Source organism: Microbacterium gawkjiense, from assembly GCF_031932225.1.
GTDB lineage: Bacteria > Actinomycetota > Actinomycetes > Actinomycetales > Microbacteriaceae > Microbacterium > Microbacterium gawkjiense.
Genome location: NZ_JAUZVV010000001.1, coordinates 392,493 through 405,719, shown reverse-complemented (window position 1 = coordinate 405,719; position 13,227 = coordinate 392,493). Strand labels below are relative to the sequence as shown.

Sequence of the window (13,227 nt, the reverse complement as noted above, 5' to 3'; positions counted from 1 at the left end):
CCTCAGCCGCGGGGCCGGACGGGCACCGGGACCGGCGCCACGGCGATGCGGACCCGTTCGCCGTACTCGAGTCGGTCGTCGGCGGGATGCTGCAGCCGCACCAGCGCGCCGTCATCGGTGCGGACCAGGGTGCGGCGGATGCTGCCGAGGAACGTGCTCTCCTCGACGACAGCGCCGATGCCCTCGCCCGCGCCCACCAGGCGCACGTTCTCGGGACGGATGAGCGCCTCGACGGGGCCGTCGGGAGCGTCACCGAGGATCGGGACGGACGTGGCCCAGACCTCGACCGCTCGGGCCGCGGCGGTCCCCGGGACGGCGCTGGAGAGCCCGACGAATCCGGCGACCTCGGGGGTGGCGGGTCGTAGGTACAGGTCCTCGGGGGTGCCGATCTGCGCGATGCGCCCCGCTGCCATGACGGCGATGCGGTCCGAGACCGCGAGCGCCTCCTCCTGGTCGTGCGTGACGAATACGGTCGTGATCCCGAGGCGCAGCTGGATGCGGCGGATCTCGTCGCGGAGCTGGACCCGCACCTTCGCGTCGAGCGCCGAGAGCGGCTCGTCGAGGAGGAGCACCCGCGGCTCGGTCACCAAGGCGCGAGCGAGGGCGACGCGCTGCTGCTGTCCGCCGGAGAGCTGGTGCGGGAAGCGGTCGGCGAGGTGGTCGAGGCCGACGAGCTCGAGCGCCTCGCCCGATCGGCGGCGCGCGGTGGCGGTGTCGACGCGCCGCCGGCGCAGCCCGAAGGCGACGTTGTCGACGACGCGCAGGTGAGGGAAGAGCGAGTACGCCTGGAACACCATCCCGATGTCGCGCTTGTTGGTGGGCGTCCGCGAGACGTCCGTTCCACCGAAGGCGACGATCCCGCCGGTCGCGTCCTCCAGGCCGGCGATGACACGCAGGGCGGTGGTCTTGCCGCATCCGGACGGCCCCAGCAACGATACGAACTCGCCGGGAGCGACGTCCAGGTCGACGCCGTGCAGCACGCGGGTCGGGCCGTAGTCCTTCACGATGCCGCGCAGCTCGACCCGCGTCCCCTCGCTCGCGCCGGCGAGCAGGGTGTTGTCGGCGGTGCGGGGGAGGATCCGGGCGGTGGGGGTGGATTCGAGGGTCACGGGGTCTTCCTTCCGGTGCCGACGCGTCCCGCGCGGCCGATGACGAGGAGCAGGACGAAGGCGAACGCGAGGGCCAGCAGCGTGAAGATCGCGGAGGCCCAGGCATCCTGCTTGTTGATGACGACGAGCCCGGTCTGCAGCACCTGCCGGTTCAGCAGCGAGGCGATGGTGAACTCTCCGAGGACGACCGCGACGGAGATGAGGGATGCCGCGAGCAGCCCCTGTCGCAGGTTCGGAGCGACCACGCGCACCAGCACGGTGCCCCACCCCGCGCCGAGGGTGCGGGCGGCCTCGGTCAGCGTCGCGAGGTCGACGGCGTCGATCGCGGCCTGGATCGAGCGGTAGGCGAACGGCAGGACGAGCACCCCGTAGGCGAAGGCGAGGGTCCAGGCGCCCGTCCCGAAGGTGCGGCCGATCTGCAGGTAGATGGGGGCCAAGCCGACCACGAGGACGATCGCGGGGATCGTGATGGGAAGGAGGGCGAGGAACTCGAAAGCGCGGCGCAGGCGCGGGAACCGCAGGTTCACCAGCACCATCGTCGGCGCGAACACCAGAAGGACGATCGCCACCGTCACCGCCGCGAGGATGAGCGAGTTGACGAGGCCCGTCCACACCGGCCGGTACTTCGCCGAGAGCGCCGGGTCGAACAGGGCCGCCCAGCGGTCGAGGGTGAGCGAGCCGTCGGCGGCGGTCAGGGTGAACAGGGCCGTCGCGACGAACGGGACGGCGAAGACCGCCCCGACGAGGAGCCCGATCGCCCAGCGCGTCGCCGCCGACGGGGCGAGGGTCGCGCGGCTCACGACTGCCACCGGGCTGCGCGGCGCTGGATGAGGGTGTACGCGACCATGACGACGGCGACCACGACGATCATCCCCATTGCGAGCGCACCGGCGAGGTTCTCGCGTCCGAGCACGGTCTCGCTCGTGAGGGCGGTACGGATCTGCAGCGGGACGATCTGCGACCCCTGGCTGGCGAGGGCGGCCGCCGTCGCGTACGACGAGAACGCGTTCGCGAACAGCAGCAGGAAGCTGGCGAGGAAGGACGGGGCGAGGACCGGCATCCCGATCTGCGGCCAGAAGCCGCGCCGGGTGCCGCCGAGGGTGAGGTGCGCCTCGAGCCACTGGGGTTTGAGCGCCGACAGCGCCGGCATGAAGGTGATGACCATGAGGGGCACCTGGAAGATGATGTAGGCCGGGATGAGCCCCGGCAGCGCGTAGATCCACGCCCCGCCGGCGAAGATCTGCAGCCCGAAGAGGTCGCTGAGCAGACGGGTCACGACGCCCTGGGTCCCGATGGTCGCGATGAGGACGAAGGCGAGCATCACGCCGCCGAACTGCGCGAGGACCCCGGATGCCGCATCCACCGTCGTCCGCACGATCCCGGTCTCGGGGAGCCCCAGCATCGCGAGGCAGACGAGGGCGCCGACCACCGCGCCGATCAGGGCGGTCAGGAGGGACACCCAGGTCGAGTTCGCGAAGGTGGCGAGGACGACCGGATCGACGAGCGCCGCGAGGTTGTCCCCCGTGAGGGCTCCCGACCCGTCGACGAACCCGGTCGCGAGGGCGAGGACGGTGGGGAGGACGAGGAAGGCCGCCAGGTAGACGGCGAACGGCGTGAGGCCGACCCACGACCAGTCGATGCGGCGCCGCCCGCGAGGGGCCGGAGCGTGCTGCTCCGACCCCTCGGGGGCGCCGCGCGGGACGCCCGTCGCCGGGATCCCCGCCGGTGCCGTGGGGGTCACTGGACCGCGGCGGCCCAGTTCGCGCCCAGCAGCTCGCCCGCGGCGGTCGACTGCGCCTCGGTCGGCACGACGGTCTCGGCCGGGGCTTCGGGGAGCGCGGCGGCCAGGTCGGCGTCGATCGTGCCGGCATCCGTCATCGCCTCCATGCGGACGGGGCGCGCCCCGCCCTTCAGCCACAGGTTCTGCACCTCGTCGCTGTAGAGGAACTCCTGCCAGAGCCGAGCGGCGGCCGGGTTCGGGGCGTCGACGTTGATGGCCTGGTTGTAGTACCCGGCGTAGCCGACACCGTCGAAGACCACCGTCTCCCAGGTGGGGACGTCGGCCTTGTGCGCGGCGTTGAGGTAGTCCCAGTCGAAGACGACGGGGGTCTCGCCGCTCGCGACCGTCGCGCTCGTGACGTCGAGCTTGAGCATGTTGCCGGCCTTGTTCAGCTCGCTGAAGAAGTCGATGCCGGGCTGGAAGTCGTCGAGCGTCCCGCCCGACTGCACGGCGGCCAGGCCCACGGCGGCGAAGGCCGCGCCCGCCTGCGTGGGGTCGCCGTTGATGGCGACCGAGCCGCGGAACCCGTCGCCGAGCAGGTCGTCGAGCTCGGCGGGGGCGTCGAACTTCGCCGAGTCGTAGCCGACCGACATGTACCCGCCGTAGTCGCCCACGAACAGACCCGTCGGCTCCTTGAGCGCGTCGGGGATCTCGTCCCACGTCTGCACCTTGTAGGGGGCGAAGCGGTCGGTGTTCTGCAGGGCGACGGTGAGGCCCAGATCGAAGACGTCGGGAGCGGTGTCGAGGCCCTCGTTCGTCTCGGCGGCGGTGATCTCCTCGGCGCTCGAGATGTCGGGCGACTGCTCGTTGATCGTGATCTCGGGGTAGCGCTCGGCGAAGAGGTCGAGGATCTCGCCGTAGTTGGCCCAGTCGCGGGGGAGCGCGATGACGTTCAGGTTGCCCTCGGCCTTGGCCGCGGCCTCCAGATCCGCGAACGAGCCGAAGTCGGCGACGCTCGTCGCGGTGGCGGCCACCGGCGTCTCGCCGGCGGCGTTCTCCGCGTCAGGGCTGCCGGCGCAGGCCGCCAGCGACAGCGCGGCGATGGTGGTGAGGCCGACGACGACGGACGCGCGGCGCGGGAAGGGACGGGACATGCGGTTCCTCTCGGGTGGTCCTGCGCGCGCTGATGAGCGCGGCGCACGGGGGGACGAGGGGAAGCTACGACCGCCGGATGGATGGCGGGCCCACGGCGGATGAACGGACGGTGACGCCCGGGCGACGGATGCCCGTTCAGCGCTCGGCGTCGGACTCGCGCACGATCTGGATCGCGTTCGTGAAGGTCGATGCGCGGCGCTCGGCCTCGACGCTGCCCGTGAAGAGGCCGTCGTGGGGGCGTGCCGCGGGGTCGTCGGCCGGTGCCGTACCGGCGGCATCCGTCATCCGCACCCGCTGCACGGGCACGGCGTCGGGCAGGGTGCGCTGCACCCAGGTGACCATCGCCTCGCGGACCAGGCAGCGCAGGTCGAAGAGCGTCGGAGCGTCTTTCGCCGTCACGAGGATGCGGACGCGCACATAGCCGGCGACCGCGTCGGTCACCTGCAGCACGGCCGTGCGCCCGTCCCAGAGCTCGGTCGCCGCCACGACCTCGTGCAGGTGCTCCCGCATCCGGTCAGGGGAGACGTTCCAGTCGAGGTCCATCTCGACGGCGCCGAGGAGCTCCGAGCCCCTCCGGGTCCAGTTCTCGAACGGGGTCGTCGTGAAGTAGGTGCACGGCAGGACGAGGCGGCGGTCGTCCCACAGGTCGAGCACGACGTAGCTGAGGGTGATCTCGCCGACGCGCCCCCACTCGCCGTCGGCGACGACGACGTCGTCGACCCGCAGCGCGTCGCTGAAGACGATCTGCAGCCCCGCGAAGACGTTCGCGAGGACGGACTGCGCGGCGAGGCCCGCGACGATCGACGCGATCCCCGCCGATGCGAGCACACTCGCCCCGATCGCCCGGACCGCGTCGAAGGTCAAGAGGACCGCCCCGATGCCGATGATGACGATGATCGCGATGGCGAGGCGCCGCACGACGAGCGTCTGGGTACGGATGCGGCGGGCCACCCGGTTGTCGGGCACATCGATGCGGTAGCGACCGAGCGCGACGTCGGTGGCGACCACGACGAGCGAGGCCAGCAGCCACGCGCTCGCCGCGATGATGAGGATCGTCAGGAGCTGATCCAGGATGCCGCGCCACGTGTCATCGGGGAACGCCGCACGCACGGCGGCCCAGAGGGCGACGACGAGCAGCAGCATCCGGAACGGTGCCCGGGACTGCCGGCTCAGGACCCCCGCCCACCGGCGGCGGCGCGCAACGATCGCCAGCACGATCGTCGCGACGACGGCGACGACGATCCCGACCGCGATCCCGACGAGGGTCGCGATCGCGAAGTCCAACCATCCATCCCACATGCAGCTGATCCTTCCGTCGGGGAATCAGCCACGATACGACGAGCGCCCGGCCGAAGCCGAGCGCTTGCCGAACGTGCGGGTGTCGCCTTACGGCGCGAGTCGGGTGGGTCCGCGGAAGAGGTAGGTGACCTCGCGGATCGAGTCCTGCCCGAGCAGCAGCATGAGGACACGGGCCAGGCCCATGCCGAAGCCGCCATGGGGCGGCGCGCCGAAGCGGAAGAAGTCGAGGTAGAAGTCGAGGTGCTCGGGGTCGAGACCCTTCTCCTTCGCCTGCTCGATGAGGACGTCGACGCGGTGCTCGCGCTGCGCGCCGGTCGTGATCTCGACGCCGTTGAAGAGCAGGTCGTACGACTTGGTCAGCCCGGTCTCTTCGTCGCGCATGTGGTAGAAAGCGCGGATCTCGGGGTGGTAGTCGGTGACGAACACGAACTGGTGACCGTAGGTCTCCTGCACGTGCGCGGCGATCTGACGCTCGCCCTCGGGGTCGAGGTCGCCGTCGGTGCGGGGGATCTCGTAGCCGCGGGCGGCGACGATCTCGCGCGCCTCGGCGAGCGGGATGCGGGGGAACGGCAGCTCGGGGACGACCACGTCGATGTCGAAGAGGGCCTTGATCTCGTCGCCGTGCTTCTCGGCGACGGCGCGGATCGCGGTCTGCAGGAGTTCCTCCTGCATGCGCGCGACGTCCTCGTGCGAGTCGATCCAGCTGATCTCGGCGTCGATCGAGGTGAACTCGGTCGCGTGGCGCGAGGTGAAGGAGGGGTCGGCGCGGAACGCGGGGGCGATCTCGAAGATCTTGCCGAAGCCGGCGACCTGGGCCATCTGCTTGAAGAACTGCGGGCTCTGCGCGAGGTAGGCCATCTTCTCCTCGAAGTAGGGAACCTCGAACAGCTCGGCGTTGGACTCCGAGGGCGACGCCATGAGCTTGGGGGAGTGGACCTCGATGTAGTCGCGCTCGATCCAGTACGAGCGCATCGCGTGCTCGAGGGTCGTCTGCACCCGGAACACCAGGTTGTTGCGGCGCTGGCGCAGGTCGATGAAGCGCCAGTCCATGCGCTTGTCGAGACCCGAGTCGGCCGCGATCGGCGTCTCGGGGAGGGCGGCGGCCGCGATCTCGAGTCCGCTGATCTTGATCTCGACACCGCCGAGCTTGACCCGCTCGTCGTGCTTGAGCTCGCCCGTCGCGGTCAGGAAGGTGCCGGTCGACAGGTTCGAGATCAGGTCGGTGAGCGCCAGGGCCGCGGCATCCTGCTCCGTGCCGTCCTCGGCCGGACGGGTCGCGGGGTTCACGAGCTGCACCGCGCCGGTTTCGTCGCGGAGGATGACGAACTGCACCTTCTTCTGATCACGGACGGTCTCGACCCATCCGGAGACCGAGACGGGACCGTCTTCACGGGACTGCAGCTGCTGGACGAGGGTGCGTTCACTCACGAGGGACGAGTCTACGCGGCACCCAGCCGGCGCCCATGCCCGCCCGCCTAGGCTGGAGCACCACAGGGGGCCCGGCCGGGCATCCGATCACCGAGCGCGAGAGAGCACCCGATGACCGACATGTTCCACGCCGCGTCCGGCTCCGGCGGCGGCTCCTGGCTCTCCGCGCTGGCCGACTGGCTCGTGACGCTGATGGAGACGATCGGTCCGATCGGCGCGGCGATCGCGGTCGGTCTCGAGAGCCTGTTCCCGCCGATCCCGAGCGAAGCGGTGCTGCCGGTCGCCGGTCTCGCCGCGTCGCGCGGCTCGTTCACCCTCGCCGAGGCGATCGGCTGGACCACGTTCGGATCGGTCGCCGGCGCCTACCTCCTGTATGGGCTCGGCCGCGTGCTCGGCGCCGACCGCCTCACGCGCGTCGCCGAGAAGATGCCGCTCATGAAGGGCGAGGACGTCACGAAGACGGTCGCCTGGTTCGACCGTCACGGGTCCGCGGCCGTCTTCTTCGGCCGGATGGTGCCCCTCTTCCGCAGCCTCATCTCGATCCCGGCGGGCGTCTCGAAGATGCACTGGTGGAAGTTCGGCCTCCTCACCGCGGCGGGCAGCCTCATCTGGAACTCGATCTTCGTGCTCGCAGGCTTCTTCCTCGGCGAGAACTGGCACATCGTCGAGCAGTACGCGGGGGTGTTCCAGAACATCGTCATCGTCATCGTCGTCCTGCTGGTGGCGTGGTTCCTGTTCGTCCGCATCCGCGCCGTCGTGCGCGACCGGCGCTCAGGCCCCGCATAGGAGGGCCGCACGTAGACTGGGGGGGTGCCCGCCGCCCGCCTCCATCTCGTGCGCCACGGGGAGGTCCATAACCCCGAGCGCGTGCTGTACGGACGCCTCCCGGGTTTCCATCTGAGCGACGACGGCCGCGACATGGCACGCTTCGCCGCCGAGCACCTCAAGGCACAGGGGCGACCGGTCAAGTCGCTCGTGTCCTCGCCCCTCGAACGGGCACGCGAGTCCGCGGCGCCGATCGCGGAGCTGTTCGGCCTCACGCCCGTCATCGACGCCCGCGTCCTCGAGCCGACGAACGTCTTCGAGGGCAAGCGGATGCAGCGTGCCCTGCGCAACCCGCTCAACTGGTGGCACCTGCGCACCCCCGCCCTCCCCAGCTGGGGCGAGGCCTACTTCGACGTGGTCGAGCGCATGCAGGCCGCGATGCGCGACGCGTGGAACCGGACCCCGTCGGGCGACGCCGTCATCGTCTCGCACCAGCTGCCGATCTGGATCACGCACCTCTCGGTCGCGGGGCTGCCGCTGCGGCACGACCCGCGCCGTCGCCGGTGCGACCTGTCGAGCATCACGAGCTTCGAGCTCGCGGGCGACGTGTGGCGCGAGGTCGACTACGTCGAGCCCGCCCCGACCGCGGGCGCCGTGGACGTGGGGGCCGTATGAGGCGCCGCATCCTCGCCGCCGTCGCGGCGATCGCGCTCACCGCGGGCCTCGCCGCCTGCTCGGGGCAGAACGACGACCTCGCGAACCTCTACCGCGAAGGCAACACGCAGGGCTTCATCTCCAGCGACGGGCGGGTCGAGACGATCCCCGCCGACAAGCGCGGCGAGGCGCTCTCGTTCTCGGGGACCGCCGTCGACGGGTCGACGATCTCGAGCGACGACTTCGCGGGCGACGTCGTCGTGCTGAACTTCTGGTACGCCGCCTGCGGCCCCTGCCGCGCCGAAGCGCCCGTCCTCGAGGAGACGTTCCAGGACACGAAGGCCGACGGCGCCCAGTTCCTCGGCGTCAACATCTACGACGGCCCTGAGCAGGCCACCTCGTTCGACGAGACCTACGGCATCACCTACCCGTCGATCCTCGCCCGCGGCGACGTCGACCTGAAGCTCGCGTTCGCCGACTGGACCTCGCTCCAGGCGGCCCCGACGACCCTCGTCGTCGACCGCGAGGGGCGCGTGGCCGCGCGCCTGTTCGGCCAGCTGCCGGATGCCACGACCCTCCGCGACCTCGTCGAGGACACCCTGGCGGAGAAGCAGTGAACCCCGGCGCGGTCGTCGCGGACGGGGCGCTCTGGATCGCGATCCCGATCGCCGCGCTCGCCGGTCTGGTCTCGTTCCTCTCGCCCTGCGTCCTCCCGCTCGTCCCCGGCTATCTCGGCTTCCTCGGCGGCGCGATGACCCCGAAGGACGGACGACGGATGCCGGTGGCCCGGGCCGCGGCATCCGGCACCGGCGTCGCAACGGCGACCGCGGCACCCGCCCGCCCCGCCATCGGACGCGGCCGGCTGCTGGTCGGCGTGCTGCTGTTCATCGCCGGGTTCACCGTCGTGTTCCTGTCGATGGGGGTGTTCGCGGGAAGCCTCGGACGCCTCTTCCTGCAGTACGAGGAGGTCATCACGCGGGTGCTCGGCGCCGTCGTGATCGTCATGGGCCTGATCTTCGTCGGGGTGTTCGGACTCGCGCAGCGCACGTACCGTCCGCAGCTCACGCAGAACCTCGGACTCGTCGGGGCGCCGCTGCTCGGGGTCGCGATGGGCGTCGGCTGGGCGCCGTGCATCGGGCCGACCCTCGCGACGATCCTGAGCATGGCCTACAGTCAGGCGGATCCGACGCGCGCGGGTCTGCTCGCCGTCGCCTACTCGCTGGGACTCGGCATCCCCTTCGTCCTGCTCGCCCTCGGTGCGTCGTGGGCGACGCGGTCGGTCGCGTTCATCCGCCGCCACATCCGCGTCGTCAACATCATCGGCGGTGCGATGCTCGTCCTCCTCGGCCTCCTCATGGTGACGGGGATCTGGACGACCCTGATGGCCTCGTTCCAGGGGGTGGTGGCTGGTGTCCCGACGTTCCTCTGACCCGCGCGCCGACGTCGTCGACGGCCCGCTCCGACCGGGCGACCACCTCGACCGCACCGAGGACCGCCTCGACCCCGCCGTGCGCGGACGCGAGGAGTCCGACGGCATCACCCAGCCCGCGCTGGGGTTCGTCGGGTGGCTCCGGTGGGGCTGGCGTCAACTGACGAGCATGCGGACGGCCCTCGTCCTCCTGCTGCTGCTCGCGATCGCCGCGATCCCCGGATCGCTCGTGCCCCAGCGCAGCGCCGACCCGAACGGCGTCACGCAGTGGCGCGCCACGAACCCCGATCTGTACCCGACGTTCGACGCGCTGCAGCTGTTCGACGTGTACACCTCGGTGTGGTTCTCGGCGATCTACATCCTGCTGTTCATCTCGCTGATCGGATGCGTCCTCCCGCGCACGAAGCACCACTGGAAGGCGCTGCAGGCCCGCCCGCCGCGGACGCCCGTGCGGCTCTCGCGCCTCGCCGACCACAGCGAGACGACGGTCGCGGTGCCCGAGGGAGAGGATGCCGCGGGCCACGCCACGCACGCCGTCGACCTCGCCGAGGCGCAGCTGCGCTCGGCCCGCTACCGCGTCGAGCGCTACGACCGGAACGGCGTCGCGTCGGTCTCGGCCGAGCGCGGCTACCTGCGCGAGACCGGCAACCTGATCTTCCACGGCGCCCTCGTCGGCGTGCTCCTGTCCGTCGGCATCGGCGGCGGCTTCACCTACACGGGACAGACCGTGATCACCGAGGGCGACGGCTTCGTCAACTCGCTCGGCCTCGGGTACACGTCGTTCAACCCCGGCCGGTTCGTCGACACCGAGGCGCTGACGCCGTACTCGATCACCCTCGACCGGTTCGACGTGACCTACGCGCCCGGCTCGGGGCAGGCGGGCGACTTCGCCGCGCACGTCACGACGCGGTTCCCGGGTCAGGAGCCCGAGGACCAGGTGATCGAAGTGAACCACCCGATCACGATGGCCGGCGACCGGGTCTACCTCATGGGCAACGGCTACGCGCCGACGATCACGGTGCGCAACGGCGCCGGCGACGTCGTGTTCAGCGAGTCCGTCCCGTTCCTGCCGCAGAGCGCGACGATGACCTCGCAGGGCGTCGTGAAGATCCCCGACACGGGCGGCGAGCAGCTCGGCATGGTCGGCTTCTTCTACCCGACGGTCGCCGAGCTCGACACCGGTGCGCTGACCTCGGCGTACGGCGACCTCCTCGACCCGCGGCTGACCTTCTTCGTGTACGAGGGCGACCTCGGCATCGACGACGGCACGCCGCGCTCGGTGTACGCGCTCGACACCGACGGCATGACCGAGATCGCCGGCCGCAACGCCGACGCCCCCTCGCTCGAGCTCTCACCCGGGCAGACGGTCGACCTGCCCGGCGGCCGCGGCACGGTGACCTTCGAGGACGAGCGCAGCGCCGGCGCACCCGAGTCGGTCAAGCGGTACGTCTCGCTGTCGATCCACAACGACTCGAGCGCCACGTGGGTGCTGGTCTTCGCGATCCTCGCGATGCTCGGGCTGTTCACGGCGCTGTTCGTGCCGCGCCGCCGGATGTGGGTGAAGGCGACCCCCGTCGGCGACGACGAGGTGCGCATCGAGTACGCGGGCCTGGCCCGCGGCGAGGACCCGGCCATCGCCGTCGCGGTCGCCGACCTCGCCCGCCGCCACGGCACCGCGCTGGGCGAGCAACCGGCATCCGCCCCGGTCAGCCCGGCGAACGTAGACTGAAACCACCCATCTCCTCCGGAGGACCCCATGTCGTTCGATGACATCTCCGTCCTGCTGTTGTGGACCGCGATCGCGATCTACACGCTCGGCTTCCTCGCCTTCACCGTCGACCTCGCGCGCCGGTCCGAGCTCGCGATCGCCGCTCAGGACGCCAAGGCCAAGACGCAGGCGCGCACACTCGTCGCCGCCGGCGGCGGGCAGACGATCGACGAGATCCGTGCGGAGGAGGCCGCGGCCAAGATCGCGCTCGAGGCGGCGCCCTCGCAGCGCGGGCGATTCCTGTTCGCCCGGCTCGGCGTCGTGCTCACGACGATCGCGTGGCTGTTCCACCTCGGTGCCGACGTCACCCGCGGCATCGCCGCCGGCCGGGTGCCGTGGTCGAACAACTACGAGTTCGCCCTCACCGGCACGCTCCTCGTCGTCGCCGTCTTCCTCACCGTGCTCGTCAAGTACGACCTGCGCTTCCTCGGCGCGTTCATCAACGGCCTCATCGTCGTCCTCCTCGGCGGCGCGGCTCTTGCGTATTACGTCGAGGTCGTGCCGCTGTCCGACCCGCTCAAGAGCGTGTGGCTCGTCATCCACGTCTTCGTCGCGTCGCTGGCGTCGGCGTTCCTCGCGATCGCCTTCGCGCTCTCGGTCGTGCAGCTGCTGCAGTCGCGCCGCGAGCGGCTCGCGCTGGCCGCGGTGGGGTCGGATGCCGCGCCCCGCACCCGTCTGCCGTTCCTGCGCACCCTGCCGAGCGCCGACGTGCTCGAGTCGCTCGCCTACCGCTTCGCGATCATCGGGTTCGTGCTCTGGACCTTCACCCTCATCGCCGGCGCCATCTGGGCCAACGACGCGTGGGGCCGCTACTGGGGCTTCGACACCAAGGAGGTCTGGACCTTCGTGATCTGGGTCGTCTACGCCGGATACATCCACGCCCGCGCGACGCGCGGCTGGCGCGGCACCCGGTCGGCGTGGCTGTCGATCGTGGGCTTCACGGCGGTGCTGTTCAACTTCACGATCGTGAACCAGTTCTTCCAGGGCCTGCACTCCTACAGCGGCCTGCCCAGCTGATCCCGTGACCCCGCTCGCCGCCACCGTCGTCACCTACCCCGACGGCGCCCTGACCGGTTCGTCGGTCGTCACCCACGTCACGACCCTCGCAGGCGGCCGCGCCGGCGTCGTCCTCGAGAGCACGCCGTTCCACCCCGTCGACACGGCGTGGCCCGACCAGCCCGCCGACACAGGGGTCCTGCGCACCCCGGACGGGGAGCTCCGCGTCGTCGACACGGTGACCGGGGGAGTGCACGACGAGGATCTCGTCGTGGGTGCGGATCTGCCGGTGCGCATGGGGACGGAGGGCTGGACGTTCGTCGTGGTCCACGTCGTCGACGGTCCCGCCCCCGCGGTCGGCACCGTCGTGCAGTCAGAGGTCGACGCCGGGCTGCGCGCCGCCCTGTCGGCCGGGCACACGGCATGCCACCTCGCCTCGCTCGCGCTCGACGCAGCCCTCGCGGACGCCTGGAAGAAGGACGCCCCGACGGATGCCGCGGGTCACCCCGCGTTCGACATGCTCGCGATCCAGACGTCCCGCATCACGGCCTACGGCTCGACCGACGTCTACCGCATCGGCAAGTCGCTGCGCCGGAAGGGCTTCGACCCCGCTGCGCTCGACGACCTGCGCGCCGTCGAGGAACGCGCGAACGCGACGCTCGCCGGCTGGGCCGGGACGCCCGGAGCCATCGGCATCCATCGCGAGGATCGCACCCTCGCCGGTTGGCGCACGTGGCGCTGCGAGTTGCCCGAGGGAGCCGTCGAGCTGCCGTGCGGCGGCACGCACCTGACCTCGCTCGCCGAGGTCGAGGCCATCACGGTCGCCCTGGCCTCGGCCGAGGTGCCCGGTGGCGTCGAGCTGACGATGACCACCGGCATCCGCCTCGCCCGCTGACCCGCGCGG

At 71.2% G+C, this 13,227-nt stretch carries 13 protein-coding genes; 7 read left to right on the top strand and 6 right to left on the bottom strand.

Going from position 1 to position 13,227, the window contains the following annotated elements; all coding sequences use genetic code 11:
* Positions 1–2: 2 nt before the first annotated feature.
* The 6 genes from Q9S71_RS01995 to aspS all read right to left on the bottom strand — a co-directional run bounded on the left by Q9S71_RS01995 (position 3) and on the right by aspS (position 6,711).
* Entirely contained in the window at positions 3–1,109 is a 1,107-nt protein-coding gene (locus tag Q9S71_RS01995; protein ID WP_311860217.1) for an ABC transporter ATP-binding protein, read from the bottom strand.
* Complete coding sequence (locus Q9S71_RS01990) at positions 1,106–1,909, bottom strand: ABC transporter permease (RefSeq protein ID WP_253035503.1); 804 nt, start codon at positions 1,907–1,909, stop codon at positions 1,106–1,108. Before Q9S71_RS01990 ends, Q9S71_RS01995 begins: the two co-directional genes overlap by 4 nt.
* Positions 1,906–2,850 (bottom strand): ABC transporter permease, encoded by a 945-nt coding sequence (locus Q9S71_RS01985; RefSeq protein WP_422880326.1) that lies wholly within the window; start codon positions 2,848–2,850, stop codon positions 1,906–1,908. Before Q9S71_RS01985 ends, Q9S71_RS01990 begins: the two co-directional genes overlap by 4 nt.
* Entirely contained in the window at positions 2,847–3,983 is a 1,137-nt protein-coding gene (locus Q9S71_RS01980; RefSeq protein ID WP_311860216.1) for an ABC transporter substrate-binding protein, read from the bottom strand. Before Q9S71_RS01980 ends, Q9S71_RS01985 begins: the two co-directional genes overlap by 4 nt.
* 136 nt (positions 3,984–4,119) lie before the next feature.
* A complete protein-coding gene (locus Q9S71_RS01975) occupies positions 4,120–5,283 on the bottom strand; it encodes a mechanosensitive ion channel family protein (protein WP_311860215.1) in 1,164 nt (387 codons plus the stop codon).
* Between the two features lie 87 nt (positions 5,284–5,370).
* Positions 5,371–6,711: an aspartate--tRNA(Asn) ligase gene (gene aspS / locus Q9S71_RS01970; RefSeq protein WP_311860214.1), complete on the bottom strand. Its 1,341-nt coding sequence runs from the start codon at positions 6,709–6,711 to the stop codon at positions 5,371–5,373.
* A 111-nt stretch (positions 6,712–6,822) separates the two neighbouring features.
* Here aspS and Q9S71_RS01965 point away from each other — a divergent pair, with 111 nt between their 5' ends.
* Genes Q9S71_RS01965 through Q9S71_RS01935 form a run of 7 tightly spaced genes read left to right on the top strand, consistent with a single transcriptional unit; the run spans position 6,823 to position 13,218 of the window.
* Positions 6,823–7,497: a DedA family protein gene (locus Q9S71_RS01965; RefSeq protein ID WP_311860213.1), complete on the top strand. Its 675-nt coding sequence runs from the start codon at positions 6,823–6,825 to the stop codon at positions 7,495–7,497.
* Positions 7,498–7,521: 24 nt separating this feature from the next.
* Positions 7,522–8,151, top strand: a complete 630-nt coding sequence (locus tag Q9S71_RS01960) for a histidine phosphatase family protein (protein ID WP_311860212.1) — start codon at positions 7,522–7,524, stop codon at positions 8,149–8,151.
* A complete protein-coding gene (locus tag Q9S71_RS01955; RefSeq protein WP_311860211.1) occupies positions 8,148–8,747 on the top strand; it encodes a TlpA family protein disulfide reductase in 600 nt (199 codons plus the stop codon). Before Q9S71_RS01960 ends, Q9S71_RS01955 begins: the two co-directional genes overlap by 4 nt.
* Positions 8,744–9,559, top strand: coding sequence for a cytochrome c biogenesis CcdA family protein (locus Q9S71_RS01950; RefSeq protein WP_311860210.1), 816 nt, complete (start codon positions 8,744–8,746; stop codon positions 9,557–9,559). Before Q9S71_RS01955 ends, Q9S71_RS01950 begins: the two co-directional genes overlap by 4 nt.
* Complete coding sequence (resB, locus tag Q9S71_RS01945; RefSeq protein ID WP_311861672.1) at positions 9,537–11,288, top strand: cytochrome c biogenesis protein ResB; 1,752 nt, start codon at positions 9,537–9,539, stop codon at positions 11,286–11,288. Before Q9S71_RS01950 ends, resB begins: the two co-directional genes overlap by 23 nt.
* Positions 11,289–11,315: 27 nt before the next feature.
* A complete protein-coding gene (gene ccsB / locus Q9S71_RS01940; RefSeq protein ID WP_311860209.1) occupies positions 11,316–12,344 on the top strand; it encodes a c-type cytochrome biogenesis protein CcsB in 1,029 nt (342 codons plus the stop codon).
* A 4-nt stretch (positions 12,345–12,348) separates the two neighbouring features.
* Positions 12,349–13,218 (top strand): alanyl-tRNA editing protein, encoded by an 870-nt coding sequence (locus tag Q9S71_RS01935; protein WP_311860208.1) that lies wholly within the window; start codon positions 12,349–12,351, stop codon positions 13,216–13,218.
* Positions 13,219–13,227: the final 9 nt, after the last annotated feature.